The sequence below is a fragment of the Aminobacterium sp. EBM-42 genome (assembly GCF_001896635.1).
GTDB classification, from domain to species: Bacteria; Synergistota; Synergistia; order Synergistales; family Aminobacteriaceae; genus Aminobacterium; species Aminobacterium colombiense.
Map to the genome: position 1 here is coordinate 1 of NZ_MPPC01000003.1, position 23,852 is coordinate 23,852.

At 45.7% G+C, this 23,852-nt stretch carries 16 protein-coding genes and 3 pseudogenes; 6 read left to right on the forward strand and 13 right to left on the reverse strand.

Features of this window, described 5'->3' with window-relative positions:
- Positions 1–12 precede the first annotated feature (12 nt).
- Positions 13–273 carry a patatin-like phospholipase family protein gene (locus BUC50_RS00060; protein ID WP_286677034.1) on the forward strand — a complete coding sequence of 87 codons (261 nt, stop codon included), beginning with the start codon at positions 13–15 and terminating at the stop codon, positions 271–273.
- Positions 274–3,534: 3,261 nt separating this feature from the next.
- Here BUC50_RS00060 and BUC50_RS09625 read toward each other — a convergent pair.
- From BUC50_RS09625 to BUC50_RS00085, 7 genes and pseudogenes are all read right to left on the reverse strand, one after another.
- A pseudogene (locus tag BUC50_RS09625) lies at positions 3,535–4,968 on the reverse strand (LPD3 domain-containing protein); the annotation flags it as partial.
- Positions 4,969–5,340: 372 nt separating this feature from the next.
- Positions 5,341–5,454, reverse strand: a complete 114-nt coding sequence (locus BUC50_RS09630; RefSeq protein WP_353743396.1) for a hypothetical protein — start codon at positions 5,452–5,454, stop codon at positions 5,341–5,343.
- Positions 5,455–5,806: 352 nt separating this feature from the next.
- Positions 5,807–6,100, reverse strand: coding sequence for a hypothetical protein (locus tag BUC50_RS00070; RefSeq protein ID WP_286677022.1), 294 nt, complete (start codon positions 6,098–6,100; stop codon positions 5,807–5,809).
- 679 nt (positions 6,101–6,779) lie between these two features.
- The gene (locus tag BUC50_RS00075) at positions 6,780–7,550 is read right to left on the reverse strand and encodes a Fic family protein (protein WP_286677023.1); all 771 of its coding nucleotides are present in this window, start codon (positions 7,548–7,550) and stop codon (positions 6,780–6,782) included.
- Positions 7,551–7,805: 255 nt separating this feature from the next.
- Positions 7,806–8,519: pseudogene (locus BUC50_RS00080) on the reverse strand (transposase).
- A gap of 80 nt (positions 8,520–8,599) precedes the next feature.
- Positions 8,600–8,719: pseudogene (locus BUC50_RS09635) on the reverse strand (transposase); the annotation flags it as partial.
- Positions 8,720–9,202: 483 nt separating this feature from the next.
- The gene (locus BUC50_RS00085) at positions 9,203–11,797 is read right to left on the reverse strand and encodes an adenosylcobalamin-dependent ribonucleoside-diphosphate reductase (RefSeq protein WP_286677024.1); all 2,595 of its coding nucleotides are present in this window, start codon (positions 11,795–11,797) and stop codon (positions 9,203–9,205) included.
- A 205-nt stretch (positions 11,798–12,002) separates the two neighbouring features.
- Here BUC50_RS00085 and BUC50_RS00090 point away from each other — a divergent pair, with 205 nt between their 5' ends.
- Entirely contained in the window at positions 12,003–13,184 is a 1,182-nt protein-coding gene (locus tag BUC50_RS00090) for a MalY/PatB family protein (RefSeq protein ID WP_286677025.1), read from the forward strand.
- Between the two features lie 77 nt (positions 13,185–13,261).
- On the opposite strand, the gene BUC50_RS00095 is transcribed toward BUC50_RS00090, so the two are convergent.
- The 3 genes from BUC50_RS00095 to tsaA all read right to left on the reverse strand — a co-directional run bounded on the left by BUC50_RS00095 (position 13,262) and on the right by tsaA (position 15,744).
- A complete protein-coding gene (locus tag BUC50_RS00095) occupies positions 13,262–14,596 on the reverse strand; it encodes an L-cysteine desulfidase family protein (protein ID WP_286677026.1) in 1,335 nt (444 codons plus the stop codon).
- Positions 14,597–14,737: 141 nt separating this feature from the next.
- Positions 14,738–15,154 (reverse strand): RidA family protein, encoded by a 417-nt coding sequence (locus tag BUC50_RS00100; RefSeq protein WP_333593320.1) that lies wholly within the window; start codon positions 15,152–15,154, stop codon positions 14,738–14,740.
- 95 nt (positions 15,155–15,249) lie between these two features.
- Positions 15,250–15,744 (reverse strand): tRNA (N6-threonylcarbamoyladenosine(37)-N6)-methyltransferase TrmO, encoded by a 495-nt coding sequence (gene tsaA, locus BUC50_RS00105; RefSeq protein ID WP_013047530.1) that lies wholly within the window; start codon positions 15,742–15,744, stop codon positions 15,250–15,252.
- A 96-nt stretch (positions 15,745–15,840) separates the two neighbouring features.
- On the opposite strand from tsaA, the gene BUC50_RS00110 reads away from it, so the two are divergent.
- Entirely contained in the window at positions 15,841–18,654 is a 2,814-nt protein-coding gene (locus BUC50_RS00110; RefSeq protein WP_273015475.1) for a UPF0182 family membrane protein, read from the forward strand.
- 96 nt (positions 18,655–18,750) lie between these two features.
- On the opposite strand, the gene BUC50_RS00115 is transcribed toward BUC50_RS00110, so the two are convergent.
- On the reverse strand, positions 18,751–20,109 hold the full coding sequence (locus BUC50_RS00115; RefSeq protein WP_013047528.1) for an alanine/glycine:cation symporter family protein: 1,359 nt from the start codon (positions 20,107–20,109) through the stop codon (positions 18,751–18,753).
- Positions 20,110–20,445: 336 nt separating this feature from the next.
- Here BUC50_RS00115 and BUC50_RS00120 point away from each other — a divergent pair, with 336 nt between their 5' ends.
- Genes BUC50_RS00120 through BUC50_RS00130 form a run of 3 tightly spaced genes read left to right on the forward strand, consistent with a single transcriptional unit; the run spans position 20,446 to position 22,384 of the window.
- Positions 20,446–21,492, forward strand: a complete 1,047-nt coding sequence (locus BUC50_RS00120) for an FAD:protein FMN transferase (RefSeq protein ID WP_448807515.1) — start codon at positions 20,446–20,448, stop codon at positions 21,490–21,492.
- Positions 21,476–21,859 carry a NusG domain II-containing protein gene (locus tag BUC50_RS00125; protein ID WP_013047526.1) on the forward strand — a complete coding sequence of 128 codons (384 nt, stop codon included), beginning with the start codon at positions 21,476–21,478 and terminating at the stop codon, positions 21,857–21,859. Before BUC50_RS00120 ends, BUC50_RS00125 begins: the two co-directional genes overlap by 17 nt.
- Before the next feature lie 15 nt (positions 21,860–21,874).
- Complete coding sequence (locus BUC50_RS00130) at positions 21,875–22,384, forward strand: Gx transporter family protein (RefSeq protein ID WP_013047525.1); 510 nt, start codon at positions 21,875–21,877, stop codon at positions 22,382–22,384.
- Positions 22,385–22,436: 52 nt separating this feature from the next.
- Here BUC50_RS00130 and BUC50_RS00135 read toward each other — a convergent pair whose 3' ends face one another.
- Together BUC50_RS00135 and BUC50_RS00140 are read right to left on the reverse strand one after the other, a co-directional pair.
- Entirely contained in the window at positions 22,437–23,237 is an 801-nt protein-coding gene (locus BUC50_RS00135; protein WP_013047524.1) for an RnfABCDGE type electron transport complex subunit B, read from the reverse strand.
- A gap of 14 nt (positions 23,238–23,251) precedes the next feature.
- Positions 23,252–23,830, reverse strand: a complete 579-nt coding sequence (locus BUC50_RS00140) for an electron transport complex protein RnfA (protein ID WP_013047523.1) — start codon at positions 23,828–23,830, stop codon at positions 23,252–23,254.
- Positions 23,831–23,852 lie beyond the last annotated feature (22 nt).

A 23,852-nucleotide genomic window follows, 5' to 3' on the forward strand; every position in this document is an offset into this window, starting at 1 on the left:
GCGGCTGCCGTAATGGCAAGCTCGTGCATCCCAGGTATTTTTATTCCTGTGGAGATAGACAATCGACTCCTCGTCGACGGCGAACTTGTGGAAAATGTCTCCATAACACCCCTTAAGGATATGGGAGCTAACTTCATCATCAGCGTTGATCTCTTTGGCGGCTTGGGCTCGGCTTTTAGCTATGGCCCTTGCGTCTTTTCTCCACCGCTCCCTCGCTTCTGTTACCTGCTTCACAGCCTCTCTCATCTGCCGCTTAATGTCCCGGGCCCTTGATTTCGCTTCTTCAGAACCTTCTTTGAAAGCAAGGCGCGACACCCGCTGCGCAAGACCCCAGGCCTCTTTCATTGACGCCATTGCGGTAGGCGAAGTGACAGCTGCGTTTATAGCCTCTTCCACCGAGACCTGTTCCCATCTCAGAGAGCTTTTGACCTTCTCCTGACTCTTTGGCTTCTTCGCGGTTTCCCCGCTCATCTCTTTTGCTGCCTTGATGGTCTCCTTAAGAATTGAATCAGCTTCGGCAATATAGTCTATCTCATTCTGCAGATCCACCATCTGGGCACGGATGTCGTCCGACCTGTCCGTCTCAAAGGCCGCCATCGCCTCTCTCAAAGCTTTATTCAGGCTCCGCTTCCGCTTCCTGAGATATTTCAATGATTCGTCGTTGCCTAAAATCCACACCAGCCATGGCAGGGACTCGTCATTAACAGCCACGTCAACGTCTTTTACTGAGGCGTCTTCTCCCATATCCTTGGCCCAGTCGGGCATCTCGCTTTCTTTCACTTCGCCCTTTAGCTTCTGGGCAATGTCTTCTCTCTCAATGGCCAGGGCTTCAAGGCGGTCATCGTTTCTGAGAGCTCCGGCCACTTCGCCTTCAGATAGCGCCGCTTCTCTTTCCATCATAATATCTACTTGTTGCTTTACTACTTCGTTGATGGGAGGAAGTGTCGATAGATCTCTCACCATCTCATCGCCAGAACCATAGCCAAAACGGACAGCAAGATCATCCATTTGCCACGTGGACTGCTTAGAAAGGACCCCCAGGGGCTTTAAATTTTGGTCCACAAATTCTTTGCCGTACACTTCTATGGCCTCGGCCTCATTAATCTTGATTCCGCCCTTGTTCGCAGCCCTTTTCATCGAATTGAGAGTGCTGTATCCTCTTGACTCCTCAAGCTCGGTTTTTATCTGCTCGGTCAGTTCAAGTCGGCGCTTCTTGAGGTCTTTTGCAGAAGGGACTTTCCCCACATCTTCAACGGCCTTCCCGTTCGCTATTGCATGCCTTGCCAGACTCTCAAGCGTCGTTTCCGTTGCCGTTTCGTACCCAGCCATATTTCGCGCGATTTCTATCTCTTCATCGGTGGCAAGCAAACGGTTGAAGATATCCTTCGCTTCGTCTGATAACGCTATGTCCTCCCCAGCCTCCTGAGACAATCCCACAATATCCTTATAAATACTCACAAGCCATGACCGGAAGTTCCTGAATACCCGCCTCAGCCCCTCAGAAGGAGCTTCCCCGTTCATCAGGTACGCTTCGAAGGTCCGGGCGAACTTCTCATGGGCCGCAACCCGCTGTTCTCTCGTCAGGGTTACCCAATCCTCAACGCCGAGCCAATCCTGGACGGCTTTCAGGTCCTCTGCTGCCTTCTCATTCTCAAGAGCCAGGCTACGAAGGTCTTCCAGGAAGACATGCCCTGTCTCGTGAAGAAGAGTCGACCTGTCGGAGGTCTCGAAGAGCCTGATTACAGTCTCTCTGGAGCTGAAGGACGTGGAGCCGCGTGGTGAAAATCTATCATCTCTCTGGTAGCGGATATCTGCTGTTTCCAAGTTAAATCGTTCGGAGAGCGGGATAGGATTGCCGCTATCATCGTAGGTTACAGCGTCGGCTGATTTTATAGCAGTGCGGTCTTTGATAACTATAGTATCGGCGATTGGCAGGTCTTTTTCTGCTGTGGCCCCTCCTTCGCGAATGTTCTTAGCTACCAAAACCTCTGCGTTGCCAATTTTCCTCTCCGGAGATTCATTCCCGGGCCTCCAAAGCGCGCCGCCATAATCGTGATATATAGGGGTGCCAATCTTTAGATAGAACCTGCGATATTCGTCTCCCGCCTCGCTTCTTTCAATAATTACCGATTCTGCGGTGGCGACTTCTGGGAACCAATCGGCCAAATTTTGCCTAGTCCTGTCGCTATATTCATCCTCTTCCTGCAACCAGTTCCAACCCAGGTGCCAGTCCTCTGTCTCGAAAGGCTCAATAAGTATGCTCTCGAAGGTGTTTTTAGAGATAACTTGCTTATCGCCATTGATTGAAATAACATACATGCCTTCCTCAGCGAATCTATGAGCGACCTCAGGGTCACTGCTAAAGAAAGACATGCCGTTGTCAAACACATTAAAAACTTTCCCCGTTCTTGAACCATGCCAACCCTCAACAATATACCCCGCCTTTCTTGCCGCCTCGTCCACCATCCGCTGGGCCGACTCCATATCCCCGGCCTCGACAGCGGAAAGGTAGTCAGCATCAAGCGCGGCCATAGAGTTGCGAGCTTTGCCTTGGTAAAAGGTATTCAAAACCTCAATCGCCTCATCGTCAAAGATGACGTAATTGTATGCCCCTTCGCCCTTAGCCCTCGACGTGCTGTCAAGGTACTTGATGCCCTTGATGCCAATAGAGTTAAGGTACTTAGACGCAGCTTCTTTGCGGGCATCACTGCTATCATCGTCCTTTATCTTGTAGCCCAGCCCTTCAGCCACAAAGGGTGCCTGAAGCTCCTTATAAATCCATGACCCAGTAGATGCCTCGCTAGCCCCTTGGTTGATGTAATCTTTCAAGGCACTCTTAACGTGTTCGCTCTGTTCGCTTAACGGCTTATCCCAATCAAGAAGAACGTTGTCACTTGGTATGTCAACTTCGTAAAGTTGGCCTTGAGTGGGTGTTTTATCTTTATATTTTAATATCTCCTTTACAAGTTTATCTGAAATAACTTGCGGCATATTATGGGCATCTCTGTAAAAAACATTGCTGAACTCGGCAGATATATCTGCTAAGTCAAGGTTTCTATCTGCATAAACATAAAGCTCATCTTCAAATAGATTTGCTAAGCCCTCATTAGACATTGCCCACGAAAGGTATTTATCAGATACTTGTTTTGAGACAAGATTATGTCTATACCACTCAGCTATACCTTTATCACCCGCAAAATACAGCCCCCACCCGTAGGCTTGCATCCCCTCGCCCGTACCAATGTGTTCTAGGGTGAACCTGTCGAAACGATGAGGACTACCGTGAAAGGCTGACTGGTAGTAAGGCTGCCCCCCCGAATCCTTGACACCGGCGAGCATCTGGCGTATTGTGAGATACTTACCTGGAGAGGCATCTCGTTTCCCGCTAAATGCGCGCCCTTCAACGGGGTTGCTGGCCTCTTCGGGGAGAGAGTTGTCCCGCAGCGGCGAGCCTTCTCGGCTCGGGGGCAACTCTTGCTTTTCTCCAATGATGTCGTAAAGCTCTACCCCGTCAACAGTAATATCCCCGTTTTCCATCTCGAAAGCCACAAGACGCAGAGTTGCCACCCCCGTGTTGTCCTTCACTGGCACGTAGAACCTGTGGACATTTTTCACTTTGGGCTTTTGTTGCTTCTTCTGGTTTGGAAAACTCTCAATAAGAACAGTGTTTGCCAAAACTCTTTCTAAGGCTGCTAGAGCTTTGTTCTTCTTTGCATTTCTCCTGCTTCTTTTGTCACTCGACCAGAAAACATGCCTGGGGTCCTTCCGGTAGAGGTGCGCATCAAGAACTTTACCGTCCTTCCCAGTGGAAATCTTCAGGGGAGCACCCTTCCACTGCTCCACGAACGCCTTGCTGTCCGATCCAGAGATCCTCACTGGGGCCACATCAGTCAGGTCCACCACGGGAACTTCCATGTCCAAATCCACATCCGGATTCAATGGCTGATGATACTCTACTCTGCCAGCCTCTTCTGTCTGACTTATCTGAAGGCCTATCCTGTCGTACCACTCCCTGGGGTTAATCCCATACCGGCCAAGGATAGCCTTCGCTCGTGCCTCGAAAAGAGATGCGTTGCCCTCTGCCACATCTGCAGCTACCCCCGCCGATAAGGCTTGCGTCATGAATGAGCTTTTGACATACTCAAGGTCAGCTTCCAGCGCCTCGTCCTCGGCTATCAGCTGTTCAGCTTTTTCGAGAGCCCTGCGTTCAATCTCTTTTTGCTCGGTCATGAACGTTGAGGCCTCTCTCATTGTCATTCCTTCCGGGGTGAAAGTAACATCATCAAGAAGTGCATCGCCAGCCGCTGTTCCTGCTATTTTCACGGCATACTCGCTCGTAGGAACAGCAAGCCTGCCCTCTGTGGCCAAGGCCATTGTGACATCAGATTCCTCAACACCTAGCTCTTTTGCCACTTCCATTGGGTCTACCCCAGCCTCTTGGAAGTATTGGAAAAAATGTTCAGCGTCAATGTACGTCGTCTCGACAGGCCCATTTTGGGTGAGCATTTCTACGTGTCGACGTGCAGCGTCAGGCAATCTTGCCTTCGTCTTCGATTCTTTCGCTGCACCAGAAATCTCTAAGAAAACCTGTTTTTCTATCTTGGCTCTTTCTACGTTATGTAAGTCTGCAACAAGCCCCATACCCGGACCTATCATCTGCGAAAGGGAAAAGCTATATGCAGCTGTTATGAATTCTTCTCCAAAAGCCTTAACATACTCTGCAGGATGGGCCATCTCTATATCGGTTGCCCCTTCTCCTTCAGCAAGGTATTTTGCAAACTCTCTGCCAAACATGGCACTTACTTCCTGAAGGCCTTCCTGTGTTGATTCTAAGGCCAACCCCGTTGCATAATTTTTAAGGAAAGATACAAATACTTTCCGAGCGATCGGAGTCTCCAAGATGGCTTTTATCCCAGCCCTGCCAGTCATCTCACCAAGCCCTGGAATAAATCGAGTAAAATAATCCATGGGAAAAACTCTCCCAAGCCTGCTGCTCCGCCAAAAAGGTCTGAAATAAAGTTTATAGTTTCCTTATCGAGATATGAGCTAAGGATTGTTAGTGTCAATGTAAAATTGATCCACCTGCTAGAACCTACCCCGGGTACGCTTATTTCAAAGGAACCCAAATTGCAAGATCTAATCCTCGCTTTTGCTCCATTGTTCCTTGGATATATAGCCCCTTAGGGAACACCAACTTTCCCACACCCTAAGTCTTTATTCGTTTTCTCAATTGCTCCTGCAGCCTGTAGGACCTTCCGTTCATATCGAGGATGTAGGAATGGTGTGGGTAAGCCTGTCCATCAGGGCTTCTGTCAGCATCTTTTCAGAAAAGAGTTCTGTCTATTTGGAGAGTTCCAGGTTAGTTGTTATCAGGACACTTCTCCTTCCATTACGGGAGGGCAGTATATGAAAGAGTTGTTCGGCCTGGTTCCTGGCAAAGGACAGATAGGACAGCTCATCCAGTATCAGAAGGTCCACCTTTTCAAGTTTCCTGTGCAACTTCTAAAGAGTATGTGAATCCTGGGCTTCCGCAAGCTTAATCACCAGATCCTAGGCCTTGGAGAAGATAACGCTGAAGCCATATTCACAAAACCTCATTCAAAGTCCAGTGGCAAGTTCCCACACCAGGGGCTCTTCAATTCTTTTCAGTCTTTTGACTTCAAAAGTATCCAGAGTTTGGGACAGACATTCTCCTTTCAGTCATGGCTCTCCTTTTCTAATATCCTGAGCAGGAACCTTTCACATCCCCGCTGTTGGGTTAAGACCTCTCTTGCAGTTTCACTGGCTTGGCACCCAGAGTTCTTTGCTATAAAGGTGAATCTGCTCCTTGAGCGCCCCTTTCTCCTCGGCAATATATCTCTAACCTGAAAGCACTGTCCTTCAGCGTTATGGGAGCAGAGCACCTGTTCCTGTCGAAATAGACCATGGAATCGTGATCCACTTTGGCTTCCCTGGGCGAGAAGACCAGTGGCAGAAATACTTTCTTCAGCTCCGCCACGTAGCCCCTTACTCTGGATTCTCCACCCTTAAAACCATGTTCCCCTGCACACCTGTGCTTATATCCGCCTGGAGGTGCGCTGCTTTTTAGGCGTCTTTTCATCCTCTCTGATATATCCCTAGATGGTCTCCTTCGCTCTGTTCGTTAGGACAGGGGTGTCTCGCAAACCCCATAGTAGAGGAAGTATGAATCGGGGTGGGGCATGTTTATGTCAGCACTGGTGATCCAAAGGGTCATTTTTACACAAGCACCCCTGATATTAACGCATTAATTTCCGTACTGACGTAAAGAGGCCCGACAGGGAAGTTCTCTTTTTTATTTGCTCTTGATGTTGATGGCTTATCCAAAGAAAACATTGAGGAACTTCAAAGAAGCGTGGCTGAGAAAGATACAACTGGCGGGTGGTGTTATAATTTTGCCTTTTTTATCCGCTCATCAAACAAAGAGTGTTTGTTGGAATCCATTGTTAAGCAGGCCAATTTTACTCCTTCTGAACATCATCAGTGGATAATAAAAATATTAGACAAATTCCCTGAAATGGACAGTACATGTATAGCTCGATATTTTCTGTCTAAATATGAAGACATACCAAACGAAACGAATTTGCGATTTACGCCCCCATTTTAGGGAAACTCAAAGTAGAGTATGTCATGAGTCACCGGATAAAAAAGTAGAAGATAAATTACCTTTTCCCCACCCTCTTTTATAATATTTTTGTTTTTACAGAAAACACTGTAATGTTCCATAATTCATCTATGGGGAATATGCTAATTTTCATGGTTTAGAAATTCAGGTTCTTCCGATAAGCCATATAATCTGAATATTGTTCTCTTGCCATATCGTTAAACATTTTAATTATTGTAGTAGCATCTGCATTATCGTAAAAACCAGCCATACAACTTAAGAACTCTTTCGGGTGCTTATCTATGTTCAATGATTTATACCCGTTGCTGATTAAGGTCCCTATCATAGCAAGAGATGCTGTTCTTTTGTTGCAGTCTTCAAAGAACTGCGAACGAGACAGAAAAAGAAAAGAGATAATGGCTCTTTCAGGAATTGATAAAAGAGTTGTGGCAGCAGACATTCCGGAAGAAAAAAGGCTGTCAAGAACAATATGTTCTGGTGGTGTATATGTACATCCATCAATCTTGGCAGGTGTTTGGCGAAACATGCCAGGATTTCGGACTTCATCTCTTGATAATATGGCGTGCAAGGAACAGATAGTTTTTTTGTCCATATTCCACTTTCTATTTCTGACGAGGTCAAAAAGATATCCGCACGCCTGCCCGAAGTTTTCAATTGTTCGTATCTGCATTGTAGTCAGTGAATCTACACCTTTGCCATATTCTATAATTATTTTTGCGTCAATGTCTGTTGTCCGTATACCCTCAAGGGTATTGAGTGTGCGGGAAGAAAATTTTGGGATACTCTGCCGAAAAGAAAAAATAGCATCATCTATATCTACAGCTTTCGGAATGTAATAACCAGCCGGAGATTGCCAAGCGAATCCGAAGTTCCTCTTTTTTTCGCACTCAGTAAGGTCCTGATTCAATGCAAATCACCTTCACTTATCAGACTTTTTTTACTCGGCATTGACGGCATACATTTGAAACAGCTCTATTTCGTGTCTTCTTCTTTTCATATTTTCAATCTCGGCCAACCTTTGTGGTGGTGTCAACATTCTTTCGCACATTTGTTTTCAAACCCAAGATCTTGCAACCCTCCGGAAAAAGGCTTTTTTCTTGTCCTCATACGCTCAAGGGAGAAGATTCCTCTTCATGATCCCGTTCCTGGACATAAAGTCGCTCTACGTCCATATACTTCTAGGCCCCCATCTTATCGATGTTATGTGGCGGAGTGTTGCCGCCACTAGCACGAGAGCCGAATTACCGTCCGGGAAACTCCCAACCACTTGTGTCCTTCTCCGAATCTCTCTGCCAATGCGCTCCAGGGGGTTGTTGGTCCTCAAGCTTCTCCAGTGTTCTGACGGATATGCGTAATAGCTAAAGGTCTCCTCAGCGCCGCTTTCAACCAAGTCAGCTGCCTTGTTGAGCTTCATCGCCCTGAGTCTTTCCGTTACATCCCTCGTTTTTTTTCGAGCCGCTTCAAGATCCTCAGAGACATGAATTGCTTTCCGCATAGCTGTCACTGATCGTCTTTTCCCGCTCGGCGTTACGGTGAAAACGTTCCGATAGAAATGGACTACGCATCTCTGCCATCCCGATTCTGAATAGACTTTCCCCAAGGCTTCCACAAACCCCACACATTTGCCGGAGACAAAAAGACGGACTCCCTTTAATCCACGTCCCTTCAGACAACGAATAAAGCCGAGCTAGCTTTCCCTGTCTTCCTTTGCTCCCTTCGGCAACTCCGATGGCAACCAGAACTGATATATTCTCCACTTCGCCCCCCCCCCAGCTCCTTTTCAGTCAGATCCCATATCAAGGTAAACATACAGGTATTCGCTCTGTAAAAGACGGTTTCTCCAGCTTTCAATATGCCCATAAATTTTCTGGTTCATAGCGCTTATGGTGGAGGGGCTGACTTTGCTTCCCTAAAGGGCTTCTGTGATGTCTTCCACACGTCTCACAGAAACTCCTGCTAAGTAATTTCTATCATGGCTTCCTCTACAGATGCTTCTCTTCTCCGATATTGCTTGATTATGGACGTTTCGAAGGGCAAACACCTCCGCTCCGGTACCTTAAGGGTGACTTCACCCGCTTTCGTGTGAAACTATCTGGTGCAATTCCCGCCCTAGTGTTCACTCGCTCTGAAGATCGTTCATACCGAGTTTTAAGAAAATTACTTCTTTTGTTTGATTCAACAATTTGATTCAACAATGCCTTATTCTTTTCATTAAAAATATATAATGAAGTATCGGCCCAAGGACACTATATTACATGCGATAATTTTAGCCCCTTTATATTATTCAAATTTAAAAAACCTTCTAACTTACTTGTATTTGCAGAATCAAAATAAGCCTTAATTTTCTTATTATGGTGCCGAAAGGAGACTCGAAATCTCACAGACCCAGAACCCTGCGGATTTGAGAACAAGGGGGAAATAACCTCCAACTTAAAAGTATCACACATAATATTCATGGTTTACACTGGCATTACGCAGAACCTGCAAAGAACTTTAAAAACTCCTTTGCAGGTTCTGCAATTGAACTAAAAAGCTAGTACCGCTTTGTATCCCTCTCCCCTATTTGCATGGCGAGTAGCCGCAGCTAAAACAGTAGGCGCATCCGGAAATCATTTCCATGGGGCTGCCACACTCAGGGCAGCGTAAATCATGTTTTTCCTCCACGTGCCCCTCTTTTTCAATAAGCTTCTCAAGCAACATGGCTATAGCGTCAGGAATAGATCTGGCAATGTGGGTATCGTCGTAGTCGAATACCCAGTACTCTTTTCCTGATAGGCCCTTCAGTGTTGCAATGAAGTCTTCGAGCTTGCCGCCACTTCGCAATCCGATAGAGATAGCTCTGGAAAGGGCTTCTGTCATGGCGTTGAGCTCAGAGCCGCTCTTTCCGATGGAGGCAAAAACCTCAAAAGGCTCGCAACCATCAAAATTGAGGGTAACGTACATGCTTCCCCATGGTGTTTTCTGCTTTATAGTTTTGCCAAAAACAATAAGACCCGGCCGCTTCTTTACTTTACTGGTATGAGGTTTTTCCTCTGCCTTTCTCTCTATCTCTTCTTTTTTCTTCACTTCGATAGGTTGGGCAGAACGGGATCCATCTCTATAAATAGTAATCCCCTTGGCACCCATTTTATAGCACATGGCGTACACACGTTTTACATCATCCACGGTGGCAGAGTTGAGAAGGTTCACAGTTTTACTAATTCCACTATCGATGTACCGAGCAAAAATACCTGTTACCGCTACATGCTCATCAGTAGAAATATCGTAGGCTGTAACATAAATAGGGTTAGAAAGAGCTCCTGTTTGTTGCAGTTCTTCCTGTTGTTCTTCATCTAGCAGTTTATGGCAGAATTGCCGAAGTTCATGGCCAGATCCATCAGTCTTCATTATGCGTCGTGTCCATGACCATGCAAAGTTAGGTTCGATTCCCGAACTTGTATCTACAAGCATGGAAATAGAACCGGTAGGAGCAATGCTTAAACGACGACTATTTCGAATATTGCCTGAAGCCAGGGCTTTTAAAAGGTTTTTCACCTTCTGGATCCGCTCTTCTTCATTCCCCATAGAGTCATGGGTCAACACGCTTTCCAGAGCATTGACCAGTGTGTAAGGGATGGTTTCCGTTGCTCGCATGGTGGCTATCAGGGCGTAAAGATCTTCCTCGCCAACACGGGCGAACCATTCCTCTGAGAAAAGATCTTCTCCTTCCGTTTCCTCCTTAAAAAGTTTAAAAAGTTTTTCTACTAAATGACTTTCATCAAAGGGAGTTTTGTTGGCTGACGATACGAGTTCTTCAGTAGCGCATAATGCAGCGGCAGCTAAACTTTCTCCCAGAGATGTGCAGTACAAGTTAAAACTCTCGCTTCCATAACGCATACCCAGCATAATAGCAGCATCGGCAAGTCCCATAATACCAAGACCCACAGGGCGAATCCTTTTCGTTCGCTCTTCGATGCGAGGCAGGGGATATGAGCAGGCGTCGATCACGAGGTCAAGGTAATAAATTGAGCGGTAGACCTGATCCACAAAGCCGTCTGTGTCAAAAGCAGGAAGGCCGCCTTTAGAAGTAACGAAGGCTTCTACATTAATAGAGCCCAGGTTGCAGCTCGTGTAATTCGGCAGCGGCTGCTCCCCGCAGGGATTGGTGGATTCTATGCGCCACTCCGGATCAAGCTTGAGAAGGTTGTCTGCATTGGCACGGTCGATGAAGAATACACCGGGGTCACCCCGTTTCCAGGCGCTTTCAGAAAGCTTGTTCCAAAGGTCTTTCGCTTTCACAGTTTTTGCCACTGAGCCGTTAATACGCGATATTAGTGGAAAATCGCCCTCTTCCTCAACAGCCTTAAGCAGGGCATCTGAAACACAGACTGAGATATTAAAATATGAAAGTTTGTTTTCTTCTATTTTCGCATCTATAAAATCCATAATATCCGGATGATTATCAAAGAGCATCCCCATGAGAGCGGCACGGCGCTTCCCTCCCTGTACCACCACTGACCCCATGGTATTCCAGGTTTCCATAAAGGAGATGGGGCCACTGGCCTGTCCCCCGGTCCCCCCGTTTATACCCGCCCCTTTTTCTCTCAGCCATCCGAAATTTCCACCAACACCACCACCAAATTTACTAATAATGCTGGCATCTTTTACGGAGTCGAAAATGCCTTCGATGCTATCAGGAATATCAATAACAAAACATGCGAAAAGCTGCTGATTTTTTGTTTTCGAGGCCAGCAGGGTTTCGTATTCTTCAAAGGTCATGTGATCTGGAGACTTATAGACAAGGGTCGACAGCTTGGGATCAGTAGTCATACCCGCTCCGGCCCCAAAAAGGCACGGAGAGTTAAAAAGAAACCGCCTGTTGAGAATATCGTTAAAAATATTCTTCTCAAGGGTTTGAAGCCATAAAAGGGATTTTGCATCGTTTTTATCGAGGTAGAGGGTTTCTGCACTCGCTATAATACGAGCCACCCGGCGCGCAAATTCTTCAAAAGAACGCTCTTGTCGTACTCCTCCTTCTTCTTCGTCGTAACGGTGGATAAAATAACGCTGAGCAAGAAGCCATGTGGCATTTTCTGACAAGCGGGGCTCCGCAGGGTGCTCAAGAATATCCAGGTCGATCTCGTGGTTAAAGCGCTGGTTGAATTCTTTTTTCATTACTCTCGACCTCTCTTCTTTTTATTGCCCTATATATAGGGTTTGTTGAAAATCAAAACACTATTTATAAATTTACCACGCCATAGGTTTTTGGCATGAGACTGAAGGCTCAATCATATTCTGGAGCGTTATTCCTCCCAGGGTGTAACATGATATCATTAATGCTATATCAAAAAAAGCAACAGATTCTGCGGAGGTGAAAGCAGTGGGGAAATATAATTTCGATGCAATTATCGATCGGCATCATACCTCGTGTGAGAAATGGGATTTTCTAAAAGATAAGTTTGGCCGTGATGACCTCCTTGCCATGTGGGTGGCTGATATGGATTTTACAGTCCCTCCAGAAGTGATAGAGGTGCTGAAAGAGCGGGTGGACCACGGTATTTTCGGCTATACCGGCAGAACGGATAGTTATTTCGATTCAATAGTCCAGTGGGTTGGCAAAAGACATGGCTGGAAGGTGGAAGCTGACTGGATCCGTCACGCTCCTGGCGTTGTGCCGGCCCTTTCTATGTCTGTTCTTGCCTTTACCCAGCCTGGAGACGGCATTCTGGTTCAGCCCCCCGTATACCCTCCTTTTTACAGCGCGGTAAATGGACGGGGGCGCCGAATTGTAGAAAATCCTCTGGTATTTCGTGACGGCCGGTTTGAAATGGATTTTGACGATCTTGAGAAAAAGATAGATTCTTCGGTAAAGATGCTCTTTCTCTGTAATCCTCACAATCCTGTTGGGCGGGTATGGACAGAGGAAGAACTCAAAAGATTAGGCGAAATCTGCGAACGTCACGACCTCATTATTGTTTCGGACGAGATCCATTCAGACATTATTTTTAACGGAGTTCGCCATGTTCCCATAGCGTCTCTCTCACCAGAACTTGCCGCAAGAACCATTACCTGTATCGCGCCCAGCAAGACCTTCAATATTGCGGGGCTATCAACATCAGCCATTATCATTCCCAACAAGAGGATTCGTGATAATTACACCGCTGTTCTAGATTTTCTTCACATCGACGGTGGGAATATCTTTGGAACTTTTGCCCTGGAAACAGCGTACCGCAAAGGAGAGCCGTGGCTGGAGGAGCTTATCGAATATCTTGAAGGCAACGTAAATTTTATTGAAGACTATTTGAAGGAAAATATTCCTTCCATAAAGCTGGTTCGGCCAGAGGCTACCTATGTCCCCTTCCTTGATTGCCGGGGCCTTGGCCTTTCAAATGGTGCCCTTTTCGATCTGCTGATCAATAAGGCGCGGGTAGCCATGAATAATGGCGCATGGTTTGGAAAAGGCGGAGAGGGCTTTATGCGCATCAATATAGCAACGCCCCGGGCCCTCATAAAGGAAGGACTGGACCGCATCGCCAGAGCCTTGGCCTGCATAGAAAAATAACACGACATATGAGTTAAAGAGCGGAGCTTCCTTTTGAGGAACAGCTCCGCTCTTCTTGTTTTTTAGTATCCTCTATCTTATGACACTGCGTTCTTTAATGCTTCCTCGTCAACATATCGCTTTGAAACGAATTCTATGATGATTCTATCAACGTCTATCATGCCCTCGATATTGATCGCCGATGCGTTTTCTATTGTTTTTTCAATGGTTTCGCCCACTACTCCTTGGGGGCCGTCAAGTTCGTTCCCTTCAAGCACGATCATGGCCGCGCAGTAGGCTTCATAGGCACCTGTTCCTACTTTGAGAGCACATGTGTCTTTGGCGCCATCACATACCATCCCCACAAGGTTGCTGACGAGTATTTCAACGGCCTTCTCTGCTTTATGAAGGTCGCCGGAAAGAAGAAAAGTCATGCCAGCGGCTGCGCCGGCTCCTGCTGCTACGCTACAACCGCATACCGGGCTGAGCCGCCCCATGCGGCTTTTCATAAAGCTTGTGGTCAGGTGGCTCAGGGCGATGGCCCTAGCTGTTTCTTCTCTGCTCTTCTGATAATAGTCTGCCACAATAGAAACAGGAAGGATGGCTGTTATGCCATGGTTACCGCTGCCAGCGCTGCTCATAACGGGGAGAGAGGCTCCCGACATCCTGGCATCCGCAGCTGCTGCAGAAATAGCTTTTACTTTATCTCCAAGGGTACGGAGGTCTGTGCCATCTCCGGCAATTTTCATCATGGTCTTTCCTACTCCGAGCCCTAGTTTTCTTGTTGTATCAAGCCCTAGTCTGGCAATCTCCATATTCATGCGTACGCCTTCCATGACGTAATCCACGTCTTCTTGATCCATATCTTCAATAAGACGCACAGTTTCGCTATAAGTCATGGTTTTTATTTGATCGGAAATGCTTTTCTCTTCATTCTTCTGGGTATTCTGGGAAATTCCCTGGAGAGTGTATCGAGATTTGCCATCGAGGGTAACTTTGACAATATTCGTGTGACTTCCCTCAATAACACATTCAGATAGGTGATGTGCTGTAGTAACTACTGCTTTGACATAAACACCGTGTCTATTCATGTCTGCTATAATCTTTACTTTTCCTTCTCCTACAAGATCTTGTGCCTTCTGCACTGCTTCTTCCGAACAATCTCGTAAAACCTCAAGGCCGTACTCGGGGTTGCCGCAAACAGCTGCCAGAGCTGCTGCTACAACATTGCCCTTCAGGCCATTTGTTCCAGGAATACCTACTGCTATTCCATTCTTATAAATGCTGCTGCTGACTGTTACTTCTACATCTCTTACACACTCACAGTCAGCTTCTTTCCACGCCCGGGCGACAGCCAACGCTACCGCACCAGGCTCAGTACACCCGAGGGCTGGTTTTACTTCAGAGCGTAAAAACTCCTTAACAGTAAACATTTTACTTCCTCCTTTAATTTGAGTATCTATTTTTGTTTATTTTTTGGCTTAACCATTTCTTCTGGTTGAATCAAATCTTCAAAATAAAAAATGGGGCCATCAAAAAAGATGCCCCCATTACATCACATCTTTCTTTTCTCTCTACTTCTGACAGGCAATAAGTTCCATTTCCACTTCTCCGCCAAGAGGTAAAGCAGCTACTTGGACACAAGAACGGGCTGGCTTATCGCCTTTAAAATATTCAGCATAGACCGCATTGACGGCAGCAAAGTTACCCATATCAGTTAGGAAAATGGTTGTTTTTACCACGTCGTCAAAGGTAAGTCCCGCTTCTTTCAATACCGCTGTAACATTTTTCATGAGCTGATGAAACTGTGTCTGGATGTCTCCTTCTACCATTTTGCCGGTTGCTGGATCAACGGGAAGCTGTCCTGAGGCAAAAAGAAAGCCGCCAACCATGACAGCTTGTGAGTATGGACCAACTGCTTTGGGCGCATCCGGTGACGCAATGATCTTTTTCATTATTTTTTTACCATCCTTTCCATATGCAAATTCCACGCTATGGCCCCCTAATTATAAAAAATACAGAAGATATGTTCAATGTTTTGATCAAAAGTGAAAAAATTAGCTTTCCTGTCTATAAAAACCTTGTGCTAACCGCTAAAACGCTCGTCTGATTTAACTTCTTCTGCCTTTACAGCCTGTTTTTCAAGCCAGCCAGAGCGAAAAGTTCTATTGAAAATATCAAATTCCGGTACAAAGGGTTTTATATCGAGAAGAGGTGTCCCATCAAGAATATCTATATCTTCAATATACAGGGTGTTTCCTTTTATCGATACAAGGCGAACGATAGAAAGCCCTATCTGGTTGGGCCTTCTAGGTGCCCTGGTGGCAAATATCCCACGATATTCCGAATCCATAAAAGGTTTTACTGTAAGGTCGTACCCTTCAGAAAGATGAAACCAATACAGTAGATAGATGTGAGAGAAACCCTCAAGATCCTGCAGTCCTTTCTCATATTTAGGCAGCACTTCAACGGTGCCCCTAATGCCCCGGGCTCCCGCAGGCTGAATGGGCATTCCTTTTCTCTGACGAAATGGCGACCGGATGACACCAATACTTTGGAGTCTGAATTCCTCCACCATCATACACTCCCTCCAGTATCTTTTGATTTAATTTATTATATCCTATCTGTTCTGTAAAAACTTTTTTGACGGAAGTCAAAAGTTCGTTAGAATAGAGTTATGACTAAATATAATCCGTTTTCTGAAGATGAATGGTTTAACAATGAAGAAGCAACACCTCGCCGCAAGGTAAAATTTCCAGTCTTTCCCGGAGGAAAGAAATTTATCTGGCTTCTGGCCGCATGTGTGGTTATCGTCTTTTTGGCTATTCCCTCCCTGGGTCACTTCTATACCGATTATCTCTGGTTTGAAGCCCTGGAGCAGACAGCTGTTTTTTGGACCATGCTTGTGCCAAAGTGGATTTTATTTGCGGTGGCAACTGTTGTTTCTTTTGCGCTGCTTTTTTTAAACTTCCGTATTGCCAGGCGTAATACATTGAAGCTTCTCCCCGAAGATTCGCCTTTCGGCAATTTTCCTAAAACACTTACCTCTTCCGCTGTTTTTATAGGAGCCGGCATTTTAGCTTTGATGAACGGATTCTCCACACAGAAACACTGGGATATGATTCTGCGATTTCTTCACAGCAATCCCTTTGAGATCTCTGACCCTATTTTTGGCAAAAATGTTGCCTTCTATATCTATCATTTGCCATTCTGGTCTTTCATGCAGGAGTGGGGAATGGGCATTCTTATTCTAAGCCTTATTGGATCAGGCGCACTCTACGCCTTTGTGATAGTTCCTCTTTTTGCGGGGAACAGGCAAACGGTGCCCCAATCAGTATTCAAACACCTCTCTTTACTTGTCGCCGCCCTTGCTCTTCTTTGGGGGGCCGGATTTTGGCTTGAACGATTCAACCTTCTATACTCTCCAAGAGGGGTAGCCTTTGGCGCCAGCTATACAGATATGCATGCCGATCTTCTGGCCCTTAACGTTATGACGGGGCTTACACTTCTTGTTGCCATACTTCTTGTGGTGGGAATTTATAGGAGTACGTGGAAGTTTTCTGTCGCTACCCTTGGGATGCTGGTGGTTGCTTCTGTCCTTTTACGCGGCATTTATCCTGAGGTTATCCAGAAATATGTTGTAGAACCCAATGAATTTGACAAGGAGCGCCCTTTTATTGAATACAATATTGAAGCGACTCTCCATGCTTACGGACTCGATAAGCTAAAGAACGTTTCTATTCTTCCTGAGTCAGAAGCAACATGGGATAAGCTGGAGCAAAATAAGGAATCCATGCAGAATGTCCGCTTATGGGATTCCCGCCCTCTTCTTAGAAGTTTTAAACAGCTGCAGGAAATTCGCTCATACTACGACTTTATTGACGTTGATATTGATAGATATCGCTTCGATGAAGAGTACAGGCAGGTTATGATAGCAGCCAGGGAACTTGATCTTAAGAGTCTGCAGAACCCTACTTGGGTAAACCAGCACGTGGAATTCACCCACGGATATGGCATTGTCATGAACCCTGTAAATGAAGTCAGCCCTAGCGGCCTTCCCATACTCTGGGTTGAGAACTTGCCTCCACGGGTGCATATTCCAGTGGATCTCAGTCGACCTCAGATTTATTTTGGAGAAAAGCCTGACTCCTATATATTTGTAAAAACCACAGAAAAAGAGTTCGACTATCCCACGGGGACATCCAATGTCCGCACTACCTACGAAGGCTCCGGCGGAGTTTCTATCGGATCCTTTTTCAGGCGAATGCTTTTTGCCATGAGATATGGCGATTCCAAAATTCTGTTCACCTCCGTCTTCACCCCTGAAAGCAGAATACTTTTCTATCGGAATGTGCAACAGCGGCTTCGCCGAGTAGCCCCATTCCTTCTCTATGATTCTGATCCCTATCTGGTGATCCATGACGGCCGCCTTGTCTGGATGCAGGATGCCTATACCACGACAGACCGCTATCCCTACTCAGAACCTATTTCTATATCTATGGGAGATAGAAGGGGCTATTTTAAAATTAATTACATTCGCAACAGCGTAAAAGCCACAGTTGACGCCTATGACGGAACTATGCGTTTTTACATCGTCAATGAAAATGATCCTCTTATCAAAACATGGAAACAGATTTTTCCCTCCCTCTTTAGCTCTATTGAGGAAATGCCGAAGAACTTAAGAGAACATATCCGTTACCCCAAGGATATGTTCTCTATCCAGAGTGAAACTCTTAAAACATACCATATGCTCGATCCCAACACCTTCTATAATAAAGAAGACGTGTGGCAAACCTACAGAGGTAGCGACGGCACTGAACCTCTCGCAGCTCACTATATGATTATGAAACTGGGAGATGGGCAACCGGCAGAGTTCGCGCTCATTGCGCCTTTTATGCCCGTGGGAAGAGACAATATGATTGCCTGGATGGCAGGACGATGTGACGGTGAAAAATATGGAGAGCTCCTTGTCTATACCTTCCCCAAGCAAAAGTTGATTTATGGCCCTGCCCAGGTCGAGGCCCTCACTAATCAGCATCCAGAGATATCTTCTCAGCTCTCTCTGTGGAGCCAGAGAGGTTCTGATGTGATCAAGGGCAATATTATGGTCATCCCCATTGAAGACGCCGTTCTTTACGTCCAGCCTCTCTATTTGAGAGCTGAAAACAGCGACCTTCCAGAACTCAAGAGGGTTATTGTTTCCACAGGAGGCAGGGTGGAATGGGGGGAACGTCTTGATGAAGCCCTCGAAAAGCTTCTTGGGAAGAGAGAAGGGAAAACTTCAACAAAACCTCCCCTGCCAGCAAAAGAAGAAGCTGGGGAAGAAAAGCCTCTTCTTTATGATGGGGCTATAAAAGAGCTGGTTCAACAGGCCCAGCATACGTGGGAACAGGCACAAAAGGCTCTAAAAGAAGGAAATTGGAACAGATACGGCGAAATGATGAAACAGCTGGAATCCCTTCTTCAGCAATTAGGAAATGCAATTCAATAACGTAATTAATGAGGAACGGGGCGGTTTAAAAACCGTCCCGTTTTTTGGTGGAGTGTCCAAAATAGAATGTCTGTGGGAAAGTGAATCTAATTGGTTCTACTTGCTACTCTTCAGCATTCCATCGTTGTCATAGTCATCGAGAGCTTTCGATACAACTTTAGCCAAACCAAGGACGGCAATAAGGTTGGGGATAACCATCAAGCCGTTAAAGGTATCAGCAAGCTCCCAGACAAGATCTACTTTCATAGTTGACCCGATAACGATGAAAATCATAACGAGAATTCGATAAGGAGTTAATCCCTTGATTCCAAATAAGTAGCGGATATTCGCTTCTCCGAAAAAGTACCAACCGATAATAGTTGAGAAGGCAAAGAAAAGCAGGCAAATAGCTACAAAGATATTTCCAAATCCTCCGAGGGCTTGAGTAAAACCAGCCTGAGTTAAAGCTATTCCCGTTGTCTTACCGTCAAGAACACCTGTTGTAAGAATGACAAAAGCTGTTATGTTAAGAACGATGAATGTATCGATAAACACTCCCATAATGGCAACTAATCCCTGTTGTGCAGGGTGTTTTACTTTAGCAACAGCGTGAGCATGAGGAGTGGATCCCATACCAGCTTCATTGGAAAAGAGCCCGCGCGCAACACCGTAACGAACCGCTTCTTTTACACCTACGCCGATAATTCCTCCCGTAGCGGCTTTCGGATTAAAGGCTCCGTAAAAAATCATCTTTATGGCCGGTAGAATAGCATCAACATTCATTGCGAGGACAACAACACCGCCAATAAGATACATAAGAGCCATAATAGGAACGGCCTTCTCTGTAAAAGAAGCGATGCGGCTGATGCCGCCAAAGAAAATGAGCCCAGCCAAGATTGCAAGAGCAATTCCGACATAGAGAGCGGGAAGATTAAATGCTGTCTGGAAAGCATCGCTTATAGAGTTTGACTGAACCATGTTTCCTATAAAACCAAGAGCAATAATAATTGCGATAGCGAAGAAAACAGCTAATCCCTTGCTTCCGAAACCTCGACTAATATAATAGGCAGGGCCTCCAACGATCTGACCGTCAATGTCTTTCTCTTTATATGTTTGAGCAAGTACGGCCTCAGAGAAAATGGTGCTCATACCAAAGAAGGCGCTGATCCACATCCAGAATATTGCTCCCGGCCCCCCGGAAGCAATGGCCGTAGCAGCTCCGGCAAGGTTTCCAGTTCCAACTTGTGCAGCTATAGCTGTAGCCAAAGATTGAAAAGATGACATTCCCTCTTTTCCGGCTTTTTCTCCGAAAAGGGTTATACCGCCAAAAGCATTTTTGCAGACAACTCCAAATTTGCGTATTTGAACAAAATTAAGGCGAAAAGTAAAATAAACACCAGTTCCGCAAAGAAGGAAAATAAGAACGTAACCCCACAGAACATTATTAACACTTCTTATAACGTCAATTACTTCCACGGCAAATACCTCCCTATGCATATATTGTATAAAGAATGCAAACAACTTCTAAATATAGAATATGTTATTTTGATAACAAAGTCAAAGTAAATAGAAAAAGTTTAAATATAAAAATATATTTGTTTATGTATAATTATATATAAAATGGAATAATTAATATTTGCAATAAAAACAGTAACAACACTCTGATCGTTACGTTTCTTTTGGAAAGAAGTTGCAAAAGACTTGCTTCATAGAAGAAGCGGCAGAGGGCTTTTAGAGTTTTTTTGTTATTAAGTAGCCATATTCATCCAATCCACGTACAATAAAGAGCACAAGAATTCAGAAACAATAGAGGTGCGGATTTTGAAAAAAGTTTTTTTGGCAGTCATTCTTGGCATAATACTTTTTCTTGCAATCTTTTTCATGAAGTCGGTTAAGAGGCCTCATCCTTTGGAACAAACAAGCTACGCTCTAGGTACCATTCTCCACTTTCAGATTTGGGGCAAAGATGCAAACCAAGCTCTCGAAAAAGCCTTGTCACGCATTCACGATATCGAAGTTCATATGTCGACACACGATCCTAACTCAGATATTTACAAGGTTAATGTGTCCTCTGGCTCTTCATTTGTACCTGTTCACGAAGATACGTTCTATGTTGTCGAAAAGGCCATTGACTATGCCTATAAAAGTTCTGGAACCTTTGAGCCAACTATTGGGGGGTTAGTTAATCTCTGGGGAATAGGAACACCAGAAGAACGTCTTCCTTCAGAAGAGGAGATAGCCAACGCTGTTTCGCTTATTGGCTATGAAGAGGTTCAACTAGATAGAAAAAATATGAGCATTCGTCTTCCCCGTTCGGGTCAACATCTTGATTTGGGAGGAATCGCCAAGGGGTATGCAGCAGATGAAGTTGTTGCTATTCTAAAAAGAAAAGGTATAAAAAGTGCTTTGGTCGATTTAGGAGGAAATATTTTCGTCCTTGGGACCAAACCAGACAGCACTCTCTGGAACGTAGGGGTTCAGAACCCGCTAGAGCCCAGGGGGCAATATCTGGGGGTTCTTAGAGTTTCAAATAAATCGGTGGTAACATCTGGTAATTACGAACGTTTTTTTGAAAAAGATGGAAAACGTTATCACCATATCTTTGATCCAGCCACAGGATATCCTGCTGAATCGGGCCTTTTAAGCGTTACTATTCTTTCAGATCGATCGATCGACGGCGATGCTCTTTCCACTGCCCTTTTTGTTCTGGGAAAAGAAGAGGGATTGAAGCTTGCGAGCTCCATTGAAGGAGTGGAAGCCCTTGTGGTGACAAAAGAAAAAAAGATTTACGGCACTGCTGGAATGGATGATTTTTTTAAACTGACCAACAAGGAATATACCTATGAAAAAGGGAAATAAAATTATTCTGACCGCCGTGCTATTTCTTCTAGTTTTAAGCTCTGCCGGGAATTTGCTCTATAGAAGCCACCTTAACAAAAATAAACCTGTGGCACTTGTAGAGCAAAACGGCGAGAAATTGCGGGAGATCTCCCTTAAGGATATTCTCGCCTCTGAAGACTGGGTCATCCACAAGGGTGAAGAACAGAGTGTCATCAGAATTGAGCCTGGAAGAATTCGTTTTCTTGAAGCTACCTGTCCTCATCAGCAGTGTGTAAAGACAGGCTGGCTATCAAGGCCTGGGGAAACGGCAGTTTGCCTGCCCTATAAGCTCTCTATAACCATCATCGGTCCCGCTGGCGAGGGACCTGATGCACTATCTCATTAGAAAGAAGGAGTCTCTATGCTAAGAGCGAAGTTAAAGGCCATGATCGTCATAGGGCTTCTCGTAGGGCTAGCTCTTACCATCCATGTGGCAGAAGCCCAGATCCCCATGGTTTTTCCCGGCATAAAGCTGGGCCTGGCCAATATTATCACCCTTATGGCCCTGGACCTGTACGGATGGAAAGAAGCCCTTATGGTGACGCTCCTTCGCGTTGGGCTAGGGGCCTTTTTCACAGGGAATGCTATTTCTTTCCTCTGCAGCTTTACCGGAGGGCTTTTAAGCTGCCTCGTTATGATAGAACTTCATAGGCGCTTTAAAGAATCGGTTACGCTGCCTTATATAAGCATTGCTGGAGCTATAAGCCACAACATTGGACAGCTTATTGTCATCGTACTTATAATTCAAAATCTCTATGTCTTCCTCTACCTGCCCGTACTTCTTGTATCAGGCGTTATTACGGGATACGGTACAGGTTTTTTGGCTTCACTTCTCAGCAGTCGCATAAAACAAGTTCCGGGGATTCTCTAACCTTCCCCGGAACTTGTTAATCTCACTTTAGCCTGCCAGCTGTTTTTCTTTTTCATCCTTCAACAATGACAATGGCCCGCGCGGGGCACTTCATGGCACAGATTTTACATCCCGTGCAAAGGTCCGGATTTATGACAGGCAAATTATCTTTCATCGTGATGGCCTGGGAAGGACATAGCTTCGCGCAGAGTCCGCATCCGATACATCCCACTGCGCAGATGTTCTTTACACCTGCTCCCTTCTTGGTAGAATTACACAGCACCCGCATTGCCTGATCGGCGGGGATAAGAGTAATCACGTCACGGGGACAGGCCGCTACACAGGCTCCGCAACCGGTACAAAGGCTTTCGTCCACTACGGCAACCCCGTCTTCCACTGATATTGCATCAAAAGCACAGGCGGTAACACAGCTTCCAAATCCCAGACATCCATTTTTACACGCTTTAGTCCCGCCTCCCGGCACTACAGTGGCCTTTCTGCAATCGAGCACCCCTTCGTAAAGAGATATCTCTTTCGCTTTGGCCCTGGAACCGGCACATTTTACAAAGGCAACTTTTTGAACAAAACTTCCAGCATCAACACCGAGGATGGCTGCAATTTTCTCAGCTGTTTCGGCCCCCCCTGCCGTACATTTATTAGGGGCCGCCTGCCCGGAAACAACAGCTGAAGCATAGGCGTCACAACCCGCATACCCACACCCTCCACAGTTTCCTCCCGGCAGAGCATCTTTGATCCGAGCAATTCTAGGATCAACCTGTACCGCAAACTTTCTGGCTGAAAACCCCAGCAATAACCCAAAAAACAATCCTAATCCCCCAAGACTTAGCGCGGGGTAAATAAGAGAATTTATCATTCTGCGCCTCCTTCCTAGGAAAACAATCCGTTAAAGCCTAAAAATGCTATGGACATTAAAGCCGCAGTGACAAGACTTATGGGCAAGCCACGCAATGCTTTGGGCATATTCGTATTGTCCTGAAACCGCTCTCGCAAGCCTGACATTAAAACAATAGCAAGCAAAAAACCGAGGGAGGCGCCAAGGGAATGGGCTATGGCCTGGAGCAAGGTGTATCCTTCATTCATATTGATAACCGCTACACCCAATACAGCGCAATTCGTCGTGATGAGAGGCAGGTAAATGCCAAGAGCCCAGTAAAGAGATTCCCACTTTTTTCGAACCACCATCTCCACAAACTGGACAAGAGCCGCGATAACGAGAATAAAGGCCAATGTATAGAGATAGGTAATACCCAAAGGTACAAGGATAAGATTATATACGATCCATGTCATGAGGGAGGAAAACGTCGTAACAAATACAACAGCGAGCCCCATTCCCACGGCTGTTGCCACGCTGTTAGAAACGCCAAGGAAGGCACAAATTCCTAAAAACCTTGAAAGAACAATATTATGAACTAAAAAAGCATCAATAAATATGGCAAAGAAGCTCATCTGAATTTCCCCTTTACAACTA